General features: G+C 52.0%; 16 protein-coding genes and 1 pseudogene. 7 read left to right on the top strand and 10 right to left on the bottom strand.

What is annotated here, in order from left to right:
• Positions 1-58: 58 nt before the first annotated feature.
• Entirely contained in the window at positions 59-3,859 is a 3,801-nt protein-coding gene (locus QJQ48_RS16435) for a CHAT domain-containing protein (protein ID WP_346292327.1), read from the bottom strand.
• A gap of 436 nt (positions 3,860-4,295) precedes the next feature.
• Between QJQ48_RS16435 and QJQ48_RS16430 the strand changes: the two genes are divergently transcribed.
• The 3 genes from QJQ48_RS16430 to QJQ48_RS16420 all read left to right on the top strand — a co-directional run bounded on the left by QJQ48_RS16430 (position 4,296) and on the right by QJQ48_RS16420 (position 6,799).
• Positions 4,296-4,643, top strand: a complete 348-nt coding sequence (locus QJQ48_RS16430; RefSeq protein WP_346292326.1) for a translation initiation factor — start codon at positions 4,296-4,298, stop codon at positions 4,641-4,643.
• 107 nt (positions 4,644-4,750) lie between these two features.
• Entirely contained in the window at positions 4,751-4,912 is a 162-nt protein-coding gene (locus tag QJQ48_RS16425) for a hypothetical protein (RefSeq protein WP_346292325.1), read from the top strand.
• Positions 4,913-4,972: 60 nt separating this feature from the next.
• The gene (locus QJQ48_RS16420) at positions 4,973-6,799 is read left to right on the top strand and encodes a glycoside hydrolase family 10-like protein (RefSeq protein WP_346292324.1); all 1,827 of its coding nucleotides are present in this window, start codon (positions 4,973-4,975) and stop codon (positions 6,797-6,799) included.
• A 9-nt stretch (positions 6,800-6,808) separates the two neighbouring features.
• On the opposite strand, the gene QJQ48_RS16415 is transcribed toward QJQ48_RS16420, so the two are convergent.
• A complete protein-coding gene (locus QJQ48_RS16415; RefSeq protein WP_346292323.1) occupies positions 6,809-8,023 on the bottom strand; it encodes a glutathione S-transferase family protein in 1,215 nt (404 codons plus the stop codon).
• A gap of 242 nt (positions 8,024-8,265) precedes the next feature.
• Between QJQ48_RS16415 and QJQ48_RS16410 the strand changes: the two genes are divergently transcribed.
• Entirely contained in the window at positions 8,266-9,384 is a 1,119-nt protein-coding gene (locus QJQ48_RS16410; protein ID WP_346292322.1) for an ion channel, read from the top strand.
• Positions 9,385-9,876: 492 nt separating this feature from the next.
• Here the strand turns inward: QJQ48_RS16410 and QJQ48_RS16405 are convergent, their stop codons facing one another.
• A complete protein-coding gene (locus QJQ48_RS16405) occupies positions 9,877-10,842 on the bottom strand; it encodes a class I SAM-dependent methyltransferase (RefSeq protein ID WP_346292321.1) in 966 nt (321 codons plus the stop codon).
• Positions 10,843-10,989: 147 nt separating this feature from the next.
• On the opposite strand from QJQ48_RS16405, the pseudogene QJQ48_RS16400 reads away from it, so the two are divergent.
• From QJQ48_RS16400 to chrA, 3 genes and pseudogenes are all read left to right on the top strand, one after another.
• Positions 10,990-11,538: pseudogene (locus QJQ48_RS16400) on the top strand (phage integrase N-terminal SAM-like domain-containing protein).
• Between the two features lie 416 nt (positions 11,539-11,954).
• Positions 11,955-12,200, top strand: coding sequence for a hypothetical protein (locus tag QJQ48_RS16395; RefSeq protein WP_346292320.1), 246 nt, complete (start codon positions 11,955-11,957; stop codon positions 12,198-12,200).
• 228 nt (positions 12,201-12,428) lie between these two features.
• A complete protein-coding gene (gene chrA, locus QJQ48_RS16390) occupies positions 12,429-13,652 on the top strand; it encodes a chromate efflux transporter (protein ID WP_346292319.1) in 1,224 nt (407 codons plus the stop codon).
• Positions 13,653-13,743: 91 nt separating this feature from the next.
• Here chrA and QJQ48_RS16385 read toward each other — a convergent pair whose 3' ends face one another.
• The 7 genes from QJQ48_RS16385 to QJQ48_RS16355 form a co-directional block, all read right to left on the bottom strand.
• On the bottom strand, positions 13,744-14,514 hold the full coding sequence (locus tag QJQ48_RS16385) for an SDR family NAD(P)-dependent oxidoreductase (RefSeq protein WP_346292318.1): 771 nt from the start codon (positions 14,512-14,514) through the stop codon (positions 13,744-13,746).
• 79 nt (positions 14,515-14,593) lie between these two features.
• Positions 14,594-15,721 carry a glycosyltransferase gene (locus QJQ48_RS16380; protein WP_346292425.1) on the bottom strand — a complete coding sequence of 376 codons (1,128 nt, stop codon included), beginning with the start codon at positions 15,719-15,721 and terminating at the stop codon, positions 14,594-14,596.
• An 11-nt stretch (positions 15,722-15,732) separates the two neighbouring features.
• Positions 15,733-17,079, bottom strand: a complete 1,347-nt coding sequence (locus tag QJQ48_RS16375; protein WP_346292317.1) for a glycosyltransferase family 4 protein — start codon at positions 17,077-17,079, stop codon at positions 15,733-15,735.
• 12 nt (positions 17,080-17,091) lie between these two features.
• Complete coding sequence (locus QJQ48_RS16370) at positions 17,092-18,225, bottom strand: glycosyltransferase family 4 protein (protein ID WP_346292316.1); 1,134 nt, start codon at positions 18,223-18,225, stop codon at positions 17,092-17,094.
• A 342-nt stretch (positions 18,226-18,567) separates the two neighbouring features.
• Complete coding sequence (locus QJQ48_RS16365; RefSeq protein ID WP_346292315.1) at positions 18,568-20,016, bottom strand: hypothetical protein; 1,449 nt, start codon at positions 20,014-20,016, stop codon at positions 18,568-18,570.
• A gap of 95 nt (positions 20,017-20,111) precedes the next feature.
• Positions 20,112-21,092 carry a glycosyltransferase gene (locus QJQ48_RS16360; RefSeq protein WP_346292314.1) on the bottom strand — a complete coding sequence of 327 codons (981 nt, stop codon included), beginning with the start codon at positions 21,090-21,092 and terminating at the stop codon, positions 20,112-20,114.
• Between the two features lie 59 nt (positions 21,093-21,151).
• Positions 21,152-22,276, bottom strand: a complete 1,125-nt coding sequence (locus QJQ48_RS16355; RefSeq protein WP_346292313.1) for an FAD-dependent oxidoreductase — start codon at positions 22,274-22,276, stop codon at positions 21,152-21,154.
• Between the last annotated feature and the right edge of the window lie 33 nt (positions 22,277-22,309).

Raw genomic sequence — 22,309 nt, 5'->3', positions numbered from 1 at the left:
ATTATCCCGCCCTTCCCGGCAATATCCGAAAAATTCACCAGGATTTGCCAAATTTTTATTACCAAGGGCTGCCAATCATGGTAAACGCCGACCAAAAGTAGGGATGAGATAGGGTGCCTAAGTTTTGGGCCACCGTGTCTGGTAAGGGCAATTCTCCCCCAGACCAGTCCAGCACGCCGCCCATCACCGCAGTATCGCCGCGCATCATCGCTAGCTGGGCCTGTCGCAGGGCTTCGGCCCGAATGGGGGTTGTGCGCAAGGCGCTATAAAACTCAATCATGAAGCTAGCGGCGCTAACATCATCGACTAGCCACAGACTGGCTAGAGCGGTTTTAGCTCCGGTTTGGACTGCCAGTCCGGCAAAGCCTAGCTCTGCCTGGGTGTTGCCAAGCGCTGTCCGGCAGGCACTCAGCACCAGCAGTTCTACGAGGGGATCGCTGAGCTGAAGCTGGCGAATCTCAGCTAGCTGCACCCGCCGATCCCAAAATTGAATAAACGAATTCTCTAAGCTGCCTTCGTTAAACTCGCCGTGGGTGGCCAGATGCAGCAGACTAAAGGGGCGATTGCGCCGCTGCTCTACTAAATTGCTCGGCGTAAACTGATCATTAATCAGGGCTTCTCCCGGCCATAGCTCATCCGTAATCTGGGACAGCTCCACCTGAACAGCGGGCAAATCCGATAGCTGAGCAAAGTCAGAGGCCCCCATTGCCAATACCTGCGCCCCCCGTACATCCTGATAGCGGGTATCGGTGAGGCTGAGGCTGGGCATGAGCGCAACGCTGTACTGCTCAATGATGAAGCCGCCCCCGCTGTGCAGCGCCGCAATCGGCAGCGATCGCAGCCCGGCATCGAGCACAAAGGAAATGTGCTGCACGTTTTGAGCTTCCAGTTCTGGGGCTAGCGGCGTGATGATCCAGTCGTAGAGCTGCTGGGCTGGAGCCAGATAGCTAGTGGTACGGCGGCGCGTGCGATCGGTGACTTCTCGCCGGAGCTGACTGGCGACCTCTAGCATTTGCGATCGCGTTACTTCGGGCAGGCGTACCCGCACCGGATCCTGGCCGGGCGTAACCAAGATTAGCTCTAGCTGATCGGTGGGCTGCTGGGGCTGATTGGGCTGGGCTATATATTCACTGTCTGCTTTGAGCCTAGTCTGTGCTCTAGAGGCTAGCTGAATCGTGTCCTCAGTTTCCGGCTGAATGACGGGCTTAGTCGCCTGCTGCACGCCGCTAGCCGTAGGCGTGAACGCGACATAGATAATCGCGGGCGTTGTCCCTGCAGTTTGGACAATTTCCTGAAGTCTTTGCTGTCCCTGGTCAATGGACTGAATTGGCACCGCCTCTTCTAGCCCTAAATAGCTGGCAAAATCCTGGGTAAAGGCAGTCTCAATGTCTGTAATCCTTTGCCTAGTCTCAGTAAGGATGTTTGCGTCTGCCCCTAAAACTGACGAGCGATCGAGATTCGGCTGCACCGCCAAATTTTCTTCGCGGCAATCGGGGAGGCATTCCACATTGACAAAACTGGGGCTGCCGGGGGGGAGACTAGGGGGCGGCGGTGGCGGTGGCGCGATTGACTCAATTGAGACGCCGTTTCTGGCGGTAGTAAACAGGATTTCCTCGGTAGGGGCAAAGTTAAACGCTGTAGAACTATTGGCGATCGCGGCGGCTGAACCATTTTGACTGGCATCGCCTACGGTAAAAGCAATCTGACCGTTGCCCCCGTGCGCAATACTAATCGGGCCGCCATTGCTAGCAACGCTGGCGCTGCCGTTGCTGAAGGCAAAGCTATCTAAAACCTGAATAAATCCGCTGGCCGCAGATAGGAGAACGGGGCCAGATCCAGCCGTGGCATTGACCGTATTTGCTTGAATATTGGCGTTGCTGGAGGTTAATTCAACCCTGCCGCCTGAGAGAATATTACCGACCGTCAAATCTCCCTGAGTCGTGGCTGAAATATTGCCGCTGCCGCTGTTGATATCTTGAACCGCGATGCTGGTATTCGCTGCGTTCAGATTGACATTGCCCCCGGTAGAGACGAGCGGCGAATTGGCTTGAATACCGCCGCCGCTCCCCAACGCTGTTAAATTAATGTCGCCAACGCCCGTATTGATATTGACGCCGGAGGCAATGGCGATCGCAGGCTCGGCTCCTAATGCTGTTGTATTCCCCGTTGCGGTTATGGAACCACCGCTGGTCAAGATGTTGTTATTAATCTGGACTTGACCATTGCCGGTAAAGTCGGTGTCGGCTTGAAATGTCAGCGACAGGGGACTGCCTGCCGCCGCTGTGATTGCAGCATTGATATTGATATTCTCAGCGGCTTCCAAAACCAGAGCGCTAGCGTTACCAGCATTGTAAATAAGAGGTTGATTGAGGACAATATCGCCCCCTACGCCTGAAGTACTTCTAGTTGAGACAATTACGGTAATGTTGTCAGGCGCCAGCGCCGCTAATAACGTATCAACGTTTAGAACTGAATCAATATTTGAATTAATAGGGTTAAAAAAAGTTGCACCAGGGTTCTCAAGGTTGCTAGAAGGCGAAGTGCCAATAAACAGGGTCGGCGGATCAATCAGCCATGTCCCCCCGCTGCCCTGAGCCGCACTGACATCAGGCGCGGTTTGAATATCTAACTGGCCTAAACTGCTAGTTTCAATCAGGCCGCCATTGCCGCCCAACGCTCCCCCGATGGCAGATAGATCGCCATAGATCCGCGTTGCCAAGTCTGACCAGACAATAACGCGGCCACCATTGCCATTGCTGAGGGCATCAGCCCGGACGGTAGTGCCCTCGCTAATCACCGTCATCTCGGCATTGGGCACAGCCTCTCGCCCCTGATAGCCGCCGCCGACGCGAATATCTCCCCCACCCGCAGCACCGCTGGCTTCCACCTGAGCCGCCAGCACGCCCACCGTTTGCCCCAGCAGGTTGATCGCCCCGCCGCTGCCCACAAACGGATCGGCCACATCGACCGTACCGGCTACCAGCGTTGTCCCCGGTGCCACCGGGGCAGCAATCTCAGAGCCGCGGAGGGTGACGGTGCCGTCGGGGTTAAGGGTAATTCCGGTCGCGCTGCTAGGGATGCTCCCCGTGAGTAGTTCTGGCAGGGTGCTGGGGGTGATGGGGCTAGGAGCGATCGCGGCATTGTTGGCGATCGCTTCTACTTCTAGATTTAGCAGCAGTCCATCATGACTAATGCGAACAAGGCTTTCACCCGGAATCGCCGCGATCGTCACTTCACCGCCGGGGGCTGAAAGCGTTCCGGTGTTGATGACGCTGCCGCCCAGCAGCATGATGCTTTCTCCCGGCTCAACCCTGAGCTGTCCGGCATTGACGATAGGGCCGGGGGTTGTTTGGGTAAAAGCAAACTGGGTGGGGTCGCCCACTAGGGCCGCGTAGTCATTGTCTCCAAAGGCGCTAAACCAGCCATTGCTAAAGCCAATACCGTCAGCGGTGGTGACACCAAAAGCAGCGGGCAAGTCCAGCCGGGCATTGGGTCCAAACAAAACCCCAGCCGGATTCATCAAATACAGATTGGCCTGAGTGCCCATAACCTGAAGCAGCCCGTTAATGGCCGTCGGATTGCCGCCGCGAATCCGGCCCAAAATGTTCTCAACCGTCGGCGCAGCCAGAAAATTGGCTGCTTCAGCCCCATTCAGATTGAATTCCTGAAAGCTGTGAAATAGATTATTGCCTGCTGCACTGCCGCCGGTAATGGTGTAGCGATCGCCGTTTTGATTAATTTGCGTTCCTGTACCGTCAGTAGCAGGCGTAATGGACTGGGCTAGGGCGGCTGTGGGCACCAGCGCTGTAGACGCCCAAAGCCCGACCCAGTGGGTAATTCTCCGGGGGGTGAGAAACATAATTTTTTGCCAAGCTTTTGAGGATAGAAGATTTAGGTACCCGAACGGATGTCAGTTCTGAAACCCGGCAGATGCAGCGGAATTGAAGTAAGAGGGTTAGCAGCGATGAGGGAACACAAATCAGGCATCTTAAAGCTAAGCAGGAATTGCATAAGGGGCAGATGCGTCACAGCTATTCATCATAGCCATCAGACTAAGCGCTAGAGAAGTATTGTAGGATGCGAAAAATAACTACGCTTAGAACATTCTTCATCGTTCGTTCATAGAATCCGTCAAAGTGTAAATATTCTGTGCCGCCGCTGGCTGAGCGTAACCGACCGCTGGCTGAACGTAACCGACCGCTGGCTGAGCGCAGCCGAAGCCAGCGTGTCGCCATAATTAACTAAGCTTGGAAAAGTTGAACTGCTAGCTTTGCCCTGTACAGCTACTAGAATCTATGGCTCGTCAAAAGAAAAGCTCCAAAAGCGATCGCGTCGTCTATTCCGAATTCGGCGCTTCTAGCTCCGCCGCCTTTGCGCGGGGGGTACAAGAGCTACCGCCCAACCAGCAAACAATCAAAGTAGAAGCCAGCCGCAAGGGACGCAAAGGCAAAACTGTCACCGTCATCAGCGGCTTTCAGCTCAAGCCCGAAACTCTCACCGCCTTAGCCAAAGACCTCAAAGCCCAGTGCGGCAGCGGCGGCACCGTCAAAGACAGCACCGTCGAAATTCAAGGCGATCATGCTCAAAAGCTAGTGGAAATTTTGACCGCCAAAGGCTACAAAGCCAAGCGCAGCGGCGGCTAAACCTGCGCCTGCTAGGACGGGCAAAGCATCCCAGTTGCTGGTTTTGTGCGTGAATTGAACGCAAGCAAGATGTTTGTCCCCTATATCTGAATGATGGAGGGAGAAGTGTGAGCATCTCGCTCATGGCCCTCAAACGTCGGGTTCATACCTTGATTCAGCAACACCAGCGTGCCGAGCATTTCGCTCTTTATTTATCTACCAGCAAAATTACCCGCCAACTCAAATTTTTTCAGCAGCGTTACCGTTTTGAGGCAAAATCAGGAGAATGATTTTCCTGAGCAGGGGCTTCTCAGCGCGAAAAGACTGAAGACATTACAGGAGGCGATTCAATGGGGCGGCGATCGCAGCGCCTATGGGCACTTTCACTCAGTTTTATATTTACGTTCACCTTAGTTTTAGGCATCCACCGCAGCCTACCCGCTGTTGCCCAGACGCCACTGGAAGACCTGTTAACGCCGCCAGTCGTCTATCCCACGGACACGGCTAATCACTGGGCTGATCAGTGCATTCAGGTTTTAGCTAAGTCTGATCGGCTCAGCCCGGACGCCTATCCCGCAGGCCGTTTCCGCCCCAATGACAGCATTACCTGGAGTGAACTGGTGAGCTGGCTGACAGTGGCCCCAGTTCCTAGCCCTGCTCCTACTGCTGCCGATACGGCCCTAGGACTCGACGATCCGGCCAACTTTTTATCTCACTATCCCAACCAATATTTTGACCTCAGTCGCCCCCTATCACGCGCTGAGGTGATCACCGCGATCGCTGCCTACCGCGACTATCCCTACATCAGCAATGCCAACGCTACGCTAGTCGCCAACTTTGAAGACAGCGCCGCCATTCCCGACTTCGCCAGAGAAGCGATCGCCGCTGCCCTCGAACAGCAGGGGCTAGTGATCTATCCTACTTCCCGCCGCCTACAGCCCAACCAGCTTGTCAGCCGGGGAGAAGCGGCGGCTTTGCTCTGCCAAACCAGCAAGCTACCAGGACTGCTCAGCACTTTACCCCCCGATACCGTCATCGCCCGGCAGTTAGCCACAGATCGACCTGCGCCTAGCCAGGAAATTCGCGGCGTCTGGCTGACGAACATTGATAGCGACGTGCTCTTTAGCCGCGATCGCCTGTCAGAAGCCATCACCACCCTAGCTGAGCTAAATTTCAACACAATCTATCCCACCATCTGGAACTGGGGCGATACCCTCTATCCCAGCGCCATTGCCGAACGCTTCATCGGGCAGAAGCAAGGACTCTACCCGCTTTCGGAAGAACCTGCTGAAGATGCGCGGCTGGAAGCCACCCAGCGCGATCGCGACATGCTGCAAGAGGCAGTTGAGCTAGGCCACGCGGCCGGCTTAAAGGTGATTCCCTGGTTTGAATTCGGCTTTATGGCCCCGGCGGATTCGGAACTGGTGCGGCGTCATCCCGACTGGATTACTCAGCGGGCCGACGGCACTCAGATCAAGCAGGAGGGCAACGATGCCCGCGTTTGGCTCAATCCCTTTCACCCCGAGGTCCAGCGGTTTATGCTGCTGCTGGTGGATGAGGTGATGCGCCGGTATCCGGTGGATGGTTTTCAGGTAGACGATCACATGGGTTTGCCGGTCGAGTTTGGCTACGATCCGGTGACGGTAGCGCTCTATCAGCAAGAACATGGCGGCAAAAAGCCCCCCGAATCGGCTCAGGATGATGCCTGGGTGCGCTGGCGGGCCAGCAAAATCGCTGACTTCATGGCCGAGGTGGCTCAGGTGGTGCGGATGCGGCGACCGGGAGCAATTGTATCTGTTTCTCCCAATCCCTACCCGTTTTCCTACGCCAACTACCTGCAGGACTGGCCTACCTGGGTCGAGCAGGGTTCTGTAGACGAGCTGATTATTCAGCTTTACCGGGACAATCTCAACCGCTTTGTCTGGGAGATGAACAAGGCCACCGCTCAGGCATCACGACGGCGAATTCCTACGGCAGTTGGCATTTTGACGGGACTCAAGGGTCGCCCGACGGCAATGGATTTAATTGATACCCAAATTAAGGCGGTGCGCGATCGCCAATATGCCGGGATTTCCTTCTTTTTCTATGAAACTGTCCTCAACATGAACCGCGAAGCGCCCCAGGAGCGGCAGGCCGCCTTGAGCGGCCTTTTCCCCAACCAGGCGCTACGACCCTAGGCAATCGTTCTAAGCAGTTGCAAAATTCACCGGATCCTGATCGCGGCGGTGGCGGGTGGGGATAGCTGGCCCTTGGCGATCGCCCGCTAGCACTGCCGTTTCCTCTAGCGCCTGCCGCAGTCGTTTAGCGGCGTAGATGGACATATCGCGGGGCACGTTGATGCGATCGCGCAGATACCGCAGGGCGGCATCGCTGCCAGCAGGGGGCGGACAGTCTTCCCCAGTCATCAGGTGAGTCAGAGCACAGCGCAGGGCTGGATCAAACAGGTCAGCAGCGGCTGGATTGACGCGAATGATATTGGCCCGGTGCTTAATTACCCGCTGCAGGGCTTCGGTGCGTGAAGTGTCTGGCTCTGCGTATTTCACGTCGGGCAGTCCTAGCCAGGGGCCGCTGTCTACCCGTTTTTGGTTCGCTGCCGTTTGCGGATCGCCGTTGGCGTAGCAGCCGCCCATCTGAGGAGGCAGGTCGTGGGCGTGGGTATGAAAGTCGCTCTGAGTACCTCGGTAGGTGGGGCGACTCTCCATCGCGTCGAACCAGTCAGAAAAACGCGGATTTTCTTCCCGTAGCGAGTAGCCTTTGTAGTAGTAGAGGCTGGCGTTCATCCGCTCAACGTAGGGGGTGAAGATGACATCAGCGGTGCTAAAATTCTCCAAAAAATAGGGGCCGGGGGTAGCAGCAAGGGCGGCTTCCACCTGAGATACTACGCTAGTAAACTGCTCCCGACTGGCCTGCTCCTGCCGCGCTGAGCGAGTGGGATAGCACAGCCACAGACACCAGGCCCGAAAAAGCTGCCGCTCTAACTGTCGCAGCGGGACAACTTGCGGATCGCTCATGCCTTTTTCTAAGGGGCCAAAAGCTTGCTCTAGGGCTAAGAGAATATCGTCGCTTTCGGTGACAAGCTGACCGTCTAGCTCAACTGCAGGCAGCATTCCAGAGGGCACTTTGCGCTTATACCAGCTCTCCTTTTTGCCGTAGCAGAACATGGTGATTTTCTCGATGCGGTAGGGAATCTGCTTTTCCTCTAGCCACAGCCAAACTTTTTGGCAGTAAGGACACCAGGCATGATTGTCGCGGTAGAGGGTGACGCGGACGTCGGCTTCGCCCTGACCGAAGAGACGCAGCGTGGCCTGGGCATTAGTGGGACCGTTAACGGTATCAATCTCAAAGTTGGTGAGGGCTGCAAGTTCTTGCCAGCTTAGGGGGGCGGTGGTTGTCGTTGTCATACTTTTTGTCTTCAGGCAGGCTCTCTTTCAAATTGTAAAGGGCGATCGCGGTCTGCACGTCTTTTTAGCACTAGCAGACTCTTGGCCCTGGTAGTCACTAGCGGTTAGCGTCTCTCTTTGGAGGGTAGGGGAACAGGTCAGGGTCAGGCACAGTAGAGCCGTACCTGAGTAGGTTGAAGTTGATGAAAGCCAGAAGAAGCAGACGGATATTTTCTCTAGGGACCAGCCGCAGGTTATTCAGCTTGATTGCATTGCTTGTCTGTCTGACGCTGATTTTTCAGGGAAAACTGGTTTCCGCTCAGATAGCCCCGTCTCCCCAGACGCCGCCAGCCTCTGCAAGCGAACCGGCTGAGCCAGCTCCTAGCAGCCGCAGGCTAAGAGTAGGTCTTAGCCCCATGCCGCCTTTGGTCATTAAGTCGGGCAGCGCTGAAACAGAAATTGACTGGGACGGCATTGGCGTTCACCTGTGGCGGGAAGTAGCCTACGAACTTGACTTAGATTATCAATGGCAGGAGTTTCAGAGCGATCAGGCGATCGCCCAGCTTGAATCAGGCAACCTCGACGTTGCCTTGGTGACGGCGACAGCGCCGAGAGAAGTCCAGGTAGACTTTACCCAGAGCTACTTTACCGACACCCTGGGAGTTATCAGCCGGCGACGGCAACGACTTTGGGAGATTGTGAGAGCTGTCGTGTCCTTTCAATTTTTGAAAATCTGCCTGTGGCTGTCTCTAATTTTGATAGTTGTCGGTTTACTGTGCTGGCTGCTGGAAAACCGCTCTAATGAAGACATGTTCAACCAGTCACCGGCTAAAGGGATTTGGGATGGCTTCTGGTGGGCTGGGGTAACGATGACAACGATTGGCTACGGCGATAAAGCGCCTAAAACGATTGGAGGTCGCATTTTAGCCCTGCTTTGGATGTTGGTAGCAATGGGCCTCACTGCAAGTCTCACGGCTTCAATTACTTCAGTTTTGGTGCTGAATCAGGGGATTCAGCCGTTGCAGGTACAGCAGCTACGAACGATGCAGGTGGGAAGTCTAGCGGATTCTGCAGCAGCTCGCTATCTGCAACAAGAGCAGATTCAGTTCCAGCCGTTTTCCAACCCGGAGGCGGGTTTGGAGGCGATTAATCAAGGCCGCATTGATGCTTTTGTTTATGGTACAGCTACGCTGCGAACGCTGAATCGCAATGCGTTTCAAAAGCGACTCCAAGTCGAGGATACGGGCGTCCAAATGAGTCAGTATACGTTTGCCGTGGCGAATAACTCACCGCTGCGAGAACCCCTGAGTCGCCAGATTTTACAAGAACTGAGCGAATCGGACTGGCAGTCTATGCTACAGCGCTATTTGCCAGAATCTTGAACTAGGGGAACCCTTCAATCACTCGCTGTAAGTCCTAAACTTGTCTATTTCGACCCCAACTAGGGCATGTCGAAATTCTGGAGCGGCTCGTAGAGGTTGGCATAAAAGAATTCCCAATTCTGTCATTAAGTAGGCACTTTGAGGAGACTCAATTCCGATTTCACTGGTATTTCGCTGATATTGCTAGAACAGATTCAGCACTACCAGCTCTTGTCAATACCCTAGAAAATGTCCGTTTGGCACCGGCATTTGCGTTCGCTGGAGAGTATCTAGTTCACTCGCTCAAAATACGGGGCAAACAACTGCGCCTTACTTTCATCTGAACCGTATTCTGCTGATAGGCTGAATACTCATGCCATTGAAATAGATTTCAGGTACTTGTATCAAGCTATTTGACTCTTTCCCAGCCATTTTGAACTCTTACTAGCGCTGCTTTATATCTCTTAAGGGTGAACAGCGGTATAACGACAAAACTCACCGAGCGGTACCTTGTTAAGCAACTTTTTGAATATAGAATGACCCAGGTTCTCGTTCAGGTGATAAGAACGGCGCAGCCGCTTTAAATTCTTCATAATGATTATGATGTAGAAAATTTAGAGCACCGATAATTCTCCAATTGGCGTTGTGTGAAAGAAATGCTTCAAGAAGATATTGTTCGTTCCAAAATTTAACCTCGTTGGTCAACCACTCCTTTGGATAATTCTTGGGAGAAAAGATATCGTGAATGTGAACGATCACACCTTTATTGAGGGACGGCAGCAGTTCGAGATATTCAAAAAGAACATCACCCTGCGGGCGTATGATGTGTGACGAATCAATAAACAAGATATCATTTTCTTTTAGTTGAGAAAAGAATGACAACTCTACTTCTTCAACTCTTTTCCTGATTACAGACACTCCGGCTTCCTCAAGCCAAGGCATTTCATAAGGTTCAATACAACAATGATTGCATTTGTAACTTGGATCTTCTTCATGATTTTTGTTGATAGCCTTAACTGCCATTAGAGTGGAGTTTCCGCTACCCACCTCGAAAATTCTATTTGGTTTAATGGCGCGAATTATCTGATACCAATACTCAGCATCTCCTGACTCAAATGCGCCGTTGTTTAAGTGAAATTCCAAGGTTTCTTGTTTCGTTTTTGGAAGGCTTAAGAGTTCCTGGGAAAATGTAAATGACCCAAGCATTTTCAACTGCCCTAGAATGTTCCAGTTTATTCCTTGCAAATTTCTGTCTTGGGCGAAATCTAGTCTTGGATTCCGATTATCAAATTGTGGTTCGAAGTAATGATCGCGAATTGGGAATACACCTACATTCATCAATGCACCTCTACAGAGCGGCAACCTCTGTACGCCGACTTTGCGAATGCTTTTCAATAGCCATGCGGCTGGATAAACGAGCGGCAGCAACATTATGTCCACTACGGGTAAGGAAAGCAGTTTTTTAATCAAATTCTTCACTGGTTCTCCTGTGTGTGTCTTTGTACGCCTAACTATACATTCAATGCCAGGTCTGATGAACAATATCTCCGCCACCGGACTTATCCTGCATCTACACTTATGACTCAACCTCATTCGCCTCGTCTGCTAGATCAAGTACGGTAATTTATCTGACTCAAGCATTTCAGTTTAAAAACCGAAAAATCTTACGTTCACTACATTCGAGATTTCATTCTTTTCTATAACAAGCGCCATCCAAAAGATATGAGGGTCGATAAAATTTGAGCGTACTTATCGCATTTAGCGACAAGCGACAGGTAGCTGCCTCGACCCAAACCATAGCAGCATTAAGTGCACTATTGTTCTTCTGTAAACAGGTCTTGTAAGTTGAGCTGCCTTACATTGACGACATTGAACGCGCAAAGCGTACCGAACGTTTACTCGTCGTTTTTACCCAGCATGAAGTCAAACAAATCTTGGCCTACTTAGATGGTGTTCACCATCTGACTGTTAGCTTGCTCTATGGCAACGGTATGCGCTTGATGGAATGCCTATGTTTGCGGATAAAAGATGTTGATTACACATTTGCTAGAAAACGGTTATGACATCCGTACAGGACAGGAATTGCTAGGACATAAAGATGGCAAGACTACGATGATTTACACTCACGTACTCAACCGAGGGGGGCGCGGCGTGAAAAGCCCTTTAGACGCATAGCTTCACATCACTGTTGACGCCGATCGCCCAATATTCTAAACTTGCTCATTAAGCTGTGGCAGTCTAAATGTTACAGCCGTTCACACAGACTCAAAAACCTAGCGGCCCCTGAAGGTGCGGCAAACACCGACAGGAGCCTGAACCCCCCAAACTGGGTAGCAGTTCGGGCAGGTCTAGGGGCGATTTTACCCTTAGCCACCCTACTTTGCGCTGCAATTTTGTGGGGTGGCTATGTTTTTGGATTCTGGGGATAGGGAAAGGCGGGAGAAAAGTCAGAAGTTAGAAGGCAAAGGGCAGAAATTAAGCGGCGGGGTGATACAGGCTGAGCGCCTTTCACTTCATCGTTCTGCTTTCATCCTTCATCCTTCATTTTCCGCCTTCCCCTCCCAGACTCAAACCTAAAAGAGGGAAAAATCATGTTTCAAGAAAGCCACGTCAGCGATCGCCCGTCCTGCGCGATCGCCCCGCCTGCTCATGAATCATCTGACTCTGGCGATCAGGTGCGCATTCTCATGTATGGCCCCTGGCCCTGCGTGCGGCTAGAGATTCACCGCCTGCACGTGCTGGGCTATGCCGAAGCGATCGCCTGGAGCAAACCGATGCCCACCGATCGCCCTGGTGAAGTAAAGGTCATCCTCACCAAGCGCTGCCGCCTCGACTAGGCAATTGCAGTCGCTGCTGACGGGAGCTGCCAGCATAGCTTGCTCACAGCTCCATCTCATTTTTTCCCTAACCGTTTTGCCCAAAGGCAAGGGAGTGTGAGCGTCTCGCTCACGATCGGCAACACCGGGTTTATCCCTTGATTCAAGCAATCCTCAAGGTGTTGAGGAAAACCGACGCGGCTGGCACAGAAATAGTAGGCTGAGGCTGATCGCTATGGCTACTGCTACATGTCCGAATCTATTGATGAGCCACTAGAACCTCCCAGTCAACGACTTTGGCAACTGGCTCAGCTGTTTGCCAAACTGGGCACCATCGGCTTCGGCGGCCCCCAAGCTCATATTGCAATGGCTAACGATGAAGTGGTAGTGCGGCGTCATTGGCTGACGCCAGAGCAGTTTACCGAAGGGCTGGCCGTTTGCGAGATGCTGCCGGGGCCAGCCTCGACCCAAATGGGCATCTATATTGGCTATGTCCGGGCTGGACAGCTCGGCGCTCTGGTGGCTGGGTTCTGCTTTATTGCCCCCGCTTTTTTGATCGTGGTGGCTCTGGCTTGGGGCTACTTTCGGTTTCAGAGCGTGCCGCAGCTAGAAGCTATCTTTCTAGGAATTTCGCCCGTCGTCACCGCGATCATCTTGGCCTTTTGCTGGAAGCTGGGCAAGAAGTCAATCCGAGACTGGCGACGGGGTGCGATCGCGATCGCGGTTTTTCTGATCACCAGCTTCACCTCTCTCAGCGTTCTGATCCAGTTCATCATCGCCGGACTTTTGGGGATTTACTGGTTTCGTCCTAACGGGGGAACTAGCCAGTTCAAAGGCTGGCTGCTGCCGCCGCTGCCTTTACTATTGACCCCAACCCCGGCTGAGAGCCTAACCTTAGCCAGCTTTTGGGGCATAGAGCGGATTGGTGACTTCTTTCTGCCACTGACGTTGTTTTTTCTCAAGGTGGGCAGCTTTATCTTCGGCGGTGGCTTGGTGATTATTCCGCTGCTGGAGTTTGAGGTAGTCGAACAGCTCCACTGGCTCACCCGCACCGAGTTCATCAACGGCGTGGCAATTGGCCAGCTTTCCCCAGGCCCGGTGGTATTAACGGCAGCTTTCGTGGGGTATAAAGTGGCCGGAGTTTTGGGGGCGCTGACGGCAGCGATCGCCATTTTCACGCCCTCTTTTGCCTTCATCATGCTGGCGGCTCCCCTGCTGCTGCGCATTCGTCAGAACCAGTGGATCCGCGCTTTTCTGCAGGGAGTGACGCCTGCGGTGCTAGGGGCGATCGCCGCTGCCGCCATTCCTTTAGCCCAGGCTGCCCTCGATCAGCCGACGCTGACTTATGCCATAGTCGCCGCCCTGATCGGCATCGCTGCTGGCGTAGCTCTAATTCGCTATAAAGTACCCACCTGGCAGCTTGTTCCTCTAGGGGCTGTCCTCGGCCTGCTGGTTGTCAACTTTGTCGGCTAATCCGTTAGGTGGAGCGACAGCAGGAAAGCTAATATCCTGAATCCCTGTGAGTCCGCCTAGCTTAATCATCACGGCTTATTCAATAGATTTTTTACCGGACGTAGGAAGCGCCGTTGATATCAATTGTAGTGCCTGTGGCATGGGGGGCGAGGCCGGAGGCGAGGAAGGCCGCGACATTGGCAACATCCTGGGGGGAGGCGATCGCCCCTAGCGGAATATTTTGGGTGAGGGTATCTTCGCCGTATTTTTGAATGAAGTCTGCTGCCATTTCGGTGCGTACGAAGCCAGGGGCGATCGCGTAGGCCAGAATATGGTCACGGCCATAGCCACGGGCAATGCTGCGGGTGAGGGAAATCACGCCACCTTTAGACGCCGCATAGTGCATATATTCGGGATCATCGCCGCGAAAAGCGGCGCGGCTGGCAATGTTGATTAGGGTACCGCCGCCCTGAGCTTGAAAATGACGGATCGCTTCCCGGCAGAGATCGGCTACGGCAATCAGATTCACCTGCAGCGTTTTTTGCCAGGCTTGGGACCAAATCGCAAAGTCGTCATCAACATCGGCAGCGGGAGCAACGCCAGCCGCAGGGGCGATGCCAGCATTATTTACCACGACATCAACTCGGCTCTGCCAGGCGATCGCGGCCTGCCAAAGAGCTACTGCCGCTCCTGTCTCAGCTAGGTCGGCCTGAACCAGGTGAGACGAGCCAATGGCGCTAGCTGTCCGTTCAGCCCCTGCCTGATCGTGCCCGTAATGAACAATCACGCTTGCGCCTGCAGCGCCCAGGGTGCGGGCGATCGCAGCGCCAATGCCCCGCGAAGCCCCAGTTACGAGAACAACTTTGCCAGATAGGTCAATCATGATGCAGCTCTAAAAAACTAGATTTTATAGTCTCCCAGAGAATTGTCCAATTAGCCGATCTGATTCGGCCTGATAGCGCTTACACCAAAGCCGGTTTTTGCTCCAAGACCGCCTCGTAGATGCGCTCTAGGGCGCGGGTCTGACGATAGCGATTGAAATTGTTTTCCATATGCGATCGCCCTTGCTGACTAAAGTGCTGCCACAGATCGTCTTCTTGCAGCAGCTTCACCAGGTAGCTGGCTAAGCCTTCCCAGTCATGCTCTTTAACTAAAAATCCTGTCTCGCCGTGGATCACCGCCTCTGGAATCCCCGCGTGATAGGTACTGGCCACTGGCAACTGCATCGCCTGCGCTTCTAGCACCACGTTGGGTAAGCCTTCCGAATCGCCTGCTGGCGTCGTGACGCTGGGGGCCGCCAAAACTCGCGCCCGGTTCATCCAGTCTCGCACCACGGGCTGAGGCTGCACGCCCAGAAAGCGATAGCGCTTGAGGTGCTGGCGGGCGAGTGCTTCTAGAGATGCGCGTAGCGGCCCGTCCCCAATGAGTACCAGTTCTGCTTCTGGATACACGGCCTGCACCTTGCTCATGGCCCGAATCAAATCGTCACAGCCCTTTTTGGGGGCTAGCCGCCCCACAAACAGCACCGCTGACTCCCGTGGCAAGGACGGATCAGGGTTGAACTGGGAAATATCGACGCCGTGGTAGTGGGCCTGAACTCTATCTGCCGGAAAGCCCTGCTCCAGCAGCTTGTCTCGGATGAACTTGGAAACGGTGAGGAATTTCTGAGCGCTCTGCTTGAGGCGATCGCGGCGCTGATAGTAGAGCCAGTGGTTGAGAGAATCGAAGCGGGCTTGCTTGGCATCAACCGTAGCATCGGCCCCCCGGTAATGAACGATTAAAGGGACTCCCAGCGATCGCATCAGCGGCATTAAGAGTACGCCACTGAGGCCAAACTGGGCGTGAACTAGCGCCGGATTGACCTGACGCACCTGCTGATAAAAGGCCGCGTCTTTGCCCGTCAGCTTGAACATCAGCTCGCGCATTTTGCCGGACTGGCTGCCAGCGTTGATCACAAAAGTTCTCTCTTCTGGCAAAGCTAGGCCTTCTACTCGCCGCGATCCGGCATAGTAAGCGGTGAAGGCTTCTAAACTTTCTGCCTGAGCCCGCACAAAAGTCTGAGAAGGGGGCAGCAGCAGGCTGCTAAACATCAAAACGTTTCTCACGCAGATACCTCGTCACGATTTAATTTTGCACTGAGTTCCGCAGACAGGGGCTGACTGGGAGTCGTTGCTGCCGCAGCCGACTGAGATAAACCGGCAGGAGTCCCAGCTGAAGGAGCTGGCAGGTTAAGTAGCTGCCGATAAAGGCGATCAAACTGCTGCCCTTTGCTAGTCCAGCTAAAGACGTGCTGCACGCGCTGGCGGCTGGCCTGACTCAGGCGCTGCCAGGTATCAGCCTCCTGGGCTAAGCAGGACATGGCAGCCGCCATGTCTTGCACAGCTTGGACCGGATTCTCGGCGGGTACCTTAAAGCCTGTCTCAGCCGTGACCTGTAAGGCCGGGCCACCCTGGTCTAAGCAAATCACTGGACGCCCCGCCGCCATTGCCTCGGCGCAGACCAGCGCCCCTGAATCGTGCAGGCTGGGATGAACCAGGACTGAGCAGTCAGCCAGCTTTTGCAACGTCTCTGCGCGAGATAGCTTGCCCCAAAACTTGACCCGCTCACCAATGCCTAAGTCTTGGGCTAGCTGTCTGAGGCGATCGCGCTCTGGGCCATCGCCCACGATCCAGTAAGTAACTTCAGGGGATAGGTCTGCCTGAGCAAAGGCTTGCAGGCCGAGGTGAAACCCTTTCCAATGCAGCAGGCGGCCGATACTGATCAAGCGAGGTTGGGCAGGCGGAGGCAGTTCAGCCAAGGGCGATAAGTCTGATGCTGAGAGTCCTAGCTGCGACAGCACCTCAACCCGCTCGGCTCCCAGACGCCGCAGGCATCTAGCAGTGTCTTCGGTGGTAGCGTAGGCGATCGCGCTGCGCCGCGCCGTTATTCTCAGAAAAGGGTCCAGTTCGCTGATCCGGTGAATGCCTTCCCGCAGCAGTTCATAAATTAAGCTACGCTGGCTCAGCTCTGACCAAAAACCACGCGGGGTTGCCTCACCGCCGCCCACAGGCCCCCAGACAAAGGGAACCGGCAGCAGGCTCAAAAAGCTGGGACTCCAGTAGCGAACATAGGTGACATGGTGGGCCAAGTCAAAGCCAATTTCTGAATGCAGACGACGGGCTAAGCGATAGGCAATGATTTGCCAAAGATAGTAGTGTAAATGCACCAGCTTCTGACCGCGATTCAGCTTTTGCAGCCACTGCGGCAGATCACAGTAGAGAACCTGCAGGTTGTTGTTGGGATGTTTAGCAAGCTCAGCCGCGATCGCTGGCTGGTTGTTCGCCCGCGTCAGCACCCAAACCTGGTGCGTCTTCGCCAGTTCCTGTACCAAATGCCAGCCAATTCCCGGTTCAGAACCTTCGTGGGGTCGGCAGGCATAAGCCGAAATTAAAATCTTTAAGGCCGTCACAGATTTCTTCTCCTACTGCGCTGTCGTGAATGCTGCCACATCCACCAAAAAGTCCGCCGCCGCAGCGGGCGTGTACTGCGACATGACCGCGAGAGACTGCTGGCCCATTTCAGAGACTAAGGCTGGATTATCAATGAACTGTCGCATCCGATCGGCAAAGACCTCGGCATCACGCGGATCAAATCGATAGCCATTCCCACCGTCCTGAATGAGCTCAGAAGCTCCTGCCAGCGTCGAGCAGAGAATGGGCTTACCCAGTACCATTGCCTCCAGCACCACCATGCCCCAGGTGTCTTCCAGAGTCGGTAGAACAAACACGTCTGCCTGACTAAAGTAGCTGCCAAGCTGGTCATAATCTACGCGGCCCAGCCACTGTACCTGCTCATTCAGATTTTGCTCTGTGCAAAAAGTCTGGAGTTCCTCGCACTGTTCCCCATCTCCCACAATCCAGACGCTGTAGTCGTAGTACCCCTGCTCTGCTAGCTTGACGCAGGCCTGCAGCATGAGCTGTACCCCTTTGCGCGGCTTGACGCTGCCGACAAAGATGAAACAGGGGCGTTTGGCCGGAGCCGCGATCGCTACCGTTTCAGATTCTGCCAGGGCATCGGCTGCCGGAACCTCGTAGGGCTGCACAAACACGCCATCTTCCGGAGCGTGCAGCAGCTTAACTAAGTAATCCCGGCCGGCCTGACTATTAGTAATGCAGGCATCCGCCCATTTCACCATCTGCTGTCGCAACTGCAGTCGCATAGGCGAATTGCGATAGTCAACGCCGGGAGAGCTACCCTCATAAGCAATCACCACCTTCCAGCCGCCAATCGGCTTGGCCAGCAGGGCCAGCAGCGTCCACATACCAAAGGAATTAGAAAAAATTACTTGGGGCTTAAACTGCAGGAGACGGTTGACGATATTGAGCGGTAAAAACGTAAAGTTGGAACCGTAGCTCGTTTTAGACTTGAGCAGCGGGATAATTTTGCGCTTGCCGACAACATCGACCGCAAAGCTATCTTCCAAGCCGGGAGCATAGCCGCGCCAGTTGGCTGCAAATGCCTTCATGTCCGGAACGCGCTGCGCTAGCTGACTGAGCATCGGATGCCAGTAGTAGAAAGCAGAGGTCAGTAACCAGGCAATGCGGGGGCTGCTCATTAAAACCTATCCTGATAGCTGGCGGAATGAAAAATTGACAATAAGTTGAGAAGGGTCTAAATATGCGGCTCAACGTCATGCTCATTCTTTCACCGGCTACAGAAAACCCACAAGAGAGCTTTTGCAGAAATTGCTAAAGCTTTAAGAATGTCTGACAGTTTTTAACCCTTCACAAAGCCGCTGCCATACCACTCTGACTTTTCCTAACCAGGAAGCCCCAATTGCTGATAGGAGGCATTCGCGATCGCGTAGGGTAGCAAAGCCTTGCAGGCGGTAGATTAGGCTGCGCTTTTCCTCTGTATTCTTCAGGTTACATAGCCCCCTACACAATGCCAAATCTCATTACGATGTCCTAGCAAAAACCTGCAGCTTATAAAGCGTTTCAGCATCCCCCCAAAAACTGCGGGACTTCATCTCAAGAACTTCACTGCTTTCAATCCAGGTTCCTCCTAGTTCTGCCACGACAGGCTGTAAAGCCTCTGGATCAATAATTAGTATAGATACCTGCTCTTTCTCGAAATCGGGCATAATGTATTGGAGGTATGTAGGCAAAATGACGGTCGATGCGGTCTGCTTAGCGGCATAATAGCTGACATAATCAGAATAGACCCAGCTATTAGCGGGTACATTTTTCTCGACAAAGGATTCGACTACAGAATAGTTTCTTGCTTCCCACTCGTTGACAATACCTAAGAGCTGATCTGGCAGTCCCCTCAGGCAAGCTGTTAGCAGCATCAACGAGGTCAACAATAGCAACCATCTTTTCTGTTTTAAGGGAAATTCTGATAAAGATATTGCATCAATCTCAGCGCAAATACAAATAGAGAGCGGTATGAATGCCATCCAGCTATAATAAATCGGGTACTTGCTTAGCAAAAACATGATAGTGGGCACCCCAAGGCTGAGGCTAATGCCAAATAGCAAAACGTAAGAAATCTTTTGAGTGCTAAACAGTGCTCGATAGGCAGCAAGAATACAGGCCGTTACAAATAGAATGCGAAAGCTAGGGTCTGCTTTGACACCCGAAAATCGAGTTGCGGCGGTGCTAGCATTGACTTGAAATGAGGCTATAAAGTCAGGTAGGACACCGTGAAGCTGATAAAAAAGTAGTAAGCCTGCTACCCCAAGCGTCATTCCCATCAAAATAGCTATAAAGTTCTTCCAAAAAGGGCGATGGAATAAAAAGATTGTCCCTCCTAAAATCGGGATATAAGGAATTAACTGTATGCCTGAAAACGGAACAAAGAAGCTGATAAATACTAAAAGAGAGTAACGTGCGCGAGAGGAATGAATGGAAGAACTCAGGAACAAAAGGGAAACTAAAAGTATGCATAGGCAGTCATAGCGTACGCTTCTAAAGTTGAAAGTGATACCGCTGCCGCAGAGCAAAATGACTACAAGTACTATGCGGTTAAGCGATCGCTTAATTAGCTGAAAACGCTGAACTGCTAGCCAAATAATAATAACGCTGCCAACTATCAAAAAGTAGTTCAAAGATCTCACTTCTACGAGGCCAAAGCCAAGCAGTCGCATCCACAAATACAGAAGAAAAGAAAATAGAGGGGCATTACCCGCCCAAAATTCGTCTTGGGTTTGTACGTACCAAGCCGCTGAGGTAAAACCTCTGCTAAAAAACAGATTAGCGGCGGGATCAAGTAGCTGAACTTCGTCGCGCCAGACAATAGGCCATTTTGAGGAAGCTACAATTCCAACAATTAAAAAACCAGTTAAAAGCAAGATTAGGCAAGCGACTTCACGAGAAAAAAGCTTGCGAATACTTATACTCGACATAGGATCAAGCTCCCAATTTAAGCCGAAGCCTTTTGATAGCTAAGCCTGAAAGTGAAGCAAACAAGTTTGTCTGGCAAACTGGAAATCGGTTTTAACTACTTATAAACGACATTGCGAGATTCTCTGTCTTTGACCATGAAATTGCTTTGAACTTCTTCCTGAATAAAATAGAGTGGAGAACTCTTGACCTCATATAATAGCCGAGCCATATACTCGCTAATAATGGAAAAGACAAAGAGAATCAGGCCAAACATAATAGAGCTTTGAAAAGAGATAGCGGCCCAACCAGGCACAACGTCAAAAAAAGCTTTATTTGTTAGGATATAAAGCAAATAGATGAAGTTTGTCAAAGCACCGATCATTGATATAGCCCCTACTAAGCGTAGCGGTCTGACCGAATTGGAAGTAATCATTAGGACGCACTCGTTTAGAAGACATAGCGCATCCCGATGGCGTTCTGAACGACGGCGAGAAATTCTGCTGTACTTTAATGTATTAACTTTATCTCTAGACTCAGAATACATACTCAAAACGCGCAAATATCGATAGGTTCCCTTAATCTTGAGCAGGGCATTTAATGATGGGCGTGTAAGAGCAATAAAGTGCGTAGATTGATAGATATGAGGTCTCTCAAGCAGCAGTTTACAAATACTGTAGTAGAAGTTGTAGGCTAACCAGTAAAGGATTGAACGATCTTTGAAGACATCCCGTTTGCCGACAACGACACCGCTACAGGCTTCTGCTCGCCGGACAAATTCCGGAATCAGAGCTGGCGGATCGCAATCTGGTCTCAGTACTACAATTATGTTGCCAATTGCCTGCTCCAAACCGCAAGCAATTGAAATTTCCAACCCAAATTTTCTAGAAAGCCGTACATAGCGGATACAGTCTATAGACTTTCTTATTTTCTCAAAGAGCGATCGCGTGTGATCCTGAGAGCAGTTATCAACCAGGATTATTTCATAATTGCTATAGTTACGCATGACTACATCAGCAATGTCGTAAACTGCGTCCTCAAGGATGTCGCCATCCTCAGCAATAGGAACGACAACAGATAAAAACGTATTTTCTTTCACAATTATCTCCTTTTTAACTTTGTGCTAAAGCCGTCTTAATTATTTCAACTGCCGAGATATTAATGGTGCGTAGTCAACGCTTCGTCTAATTCAAAAATGTTATCAATTTTTCCACCAAGAACAGAGATAACTTTAGAATTTAAAGCATTTTCTTTAAATAGAATAGGACGGCTATCATCGCCGTCGCTACGAGGCAAAATTGTCTTTGTTTCCCAAAGAGACCCGCGATAAACACAGTTAGCTAAAGAAGGTAAATATCGAACTGCGTCCTTAACCATGCGGTTGAAACTGCTCTTTAAAGGAAACTCAGGCTGATGCGATCGAAACGTTTGAAGAGGCCCCGTCTCTCTCCAGTCATAGTGAGGCGTATAGCTAACATGACTAAATGTCGATAGACCCTTATCAGGAAACGGCATAACTGAAAAAAAAGGGCCGCACATGATAGTAATGCCCAAGTGATGCAGACAGTCAGGAACTTCTACAAGAGCCATTTCTGTCGCTTCATGTTTGAGAGAAATAATTTCTAATCCACTGCGAGCTAGCAAGCTATTGAGGCTAGCATAGGTGCAGTTATAGAGATAGTCACAGAGGTACGCTTGCTTTTGCCCAGTATGACGACTTTCAACCAGCAAAGATAGTTTTTGAGATTGGCTGTTGTCATTTAGGCTTTCAACCTGAATTGCTTCTGCACCCGTTAAAACCGTGACGCTAGTACGCGCTAGCCGCAGTGCTAGTATCTCTCTGAGCTTTCTAGCATCAAATGCATATTCTTTGGCTAAGAATACATCTTCAATATAGTCATGATTAAATAGCTTTTTGATCCGAGGCGGAGCAACTTTAGCGTCTGCGCCAATCCGCTGACAGAAATTGTAGAACTGTTTTGCTGTTACCTGCGATCGCTGAGAAGCTAAAGCGTAGACCTTCTCAAAGTCATTGACAACAGATTCGGAAAACTCTTGAATAAAGCGGGGAAAATTTACCCTAGATCTCAGCGCTGTCAGCAGGCTCCTGGGATAGTGATATCCGTTGTGAATTCTAGCCTGATTGTTATAGGAAGCACGCAACAGCAACTCATCTTCACGCTCTATGATTAGAATCTTAGCGGCTGGGGCTATCTCGGTTAGCTTGAGCGCTAAATAACATCCGTATGCGCCTCCACCGACGATAATGTGACTATAGCTCATCGCTTTAACTCAACGTTTGACTAGTTCTAAATC

The sequence above is a fragment of the Sphaerothrix gracilis Ecp01 genome (assembly GCF_030405905.1).
Classification (GTDB): domain Bacteria; phylum Cyanobacteriota; class Cyanobacteriia; order Phormidesmidales; family Phormidesmidaceae; genus Sphaerothrix; species Sphaerothrix gracilis.
The sequence above is the reverse complement of the archived record's forward strand: the minus strand, read 5'-3'. Positions and strand labels throughout refer to the sequence as shown.

Bases quoted from the DNA above. Each gene is read 5' to 3' on its own strand.
- QJQ48_RS16415 (WP_346292323.1), bottom strand. From the start codon at position 8,023: ATGACAACGACAACCACCGCCCCCCTAAGCTGGCAAGAACTTGCAGCC.
- QJQ48_RS16395 (WP_346292320.1), top strand. From the start codon at position 11,955: ATGTTTCAAGAAAGCCACGTCAGCGATCGCCCGTCCTGCGCGATCGCC.
- QJQ48_RS16355 (WP_346292313.1), bottom strand. From the start codon at position 22,276: ATGAGCTATAGTCACATTATCGTCGGTGGAGGCGCATACGGATGTTAT.
- QJQ48_RS16365 (WP_346292315.1), bottom strand. From the start codon at position 20,016: ATGTCGAGTATAAGTATTCGCAAGCTTTTTTCTCGTGAAGTCGCTTGC.
- QJQ48_RS16430 (WP_346292326.1), top strand. From the start codon at position 4,296: ATGGCTCGTCAAAAGAAAAGCTCCAAAAGCGATCGCGTCGTCTATTCC.
- QJQ48_RS16435 (WP_346292327.1), bottom strand. From the start codon at position 3,859: ATGTTTCTCACCCCCCGGAGAATTACCCACTGGGTCGGGCTTTGGGCG.
- chrA (WP_346292319.1), top strand. From the start codon at position 12,429: ATGTCCGAATCTATTGATGAGCCACTAGAACCTCCCAGTCAACGACTT.
- QJQ48_RS16420 (WP_346292324.1), top strand. From the start codon at position 4,973: ATGGGGCGGCGATCGCAGCGCCTATGGGCACTTTCACTCAGTTTTATA.
- QJQ48_RS16385 (WP_346292318.1), bottom strand. From the start codon at position 14,514: ATGATTGACCTATCTGGCAAAGTTGTTCTCGTAACTGGGGCTTCGCGG.
- QJQ48_RS16370 (WP_346292316.1), bottom strand. From the start codon at position 18,225: ATGAGCAGCCCCCGCATTGCCTGGTTACTGACCTCTGCTTTCTACTAC.
- QJQ48_RS16380 (WP_346292425.1), bottom strand. From the start codon at position 15,721: ATGTTTAGCAGCCTGCTGCTGCCCCCTTCTCAGACTTTTGTGCGGGCT.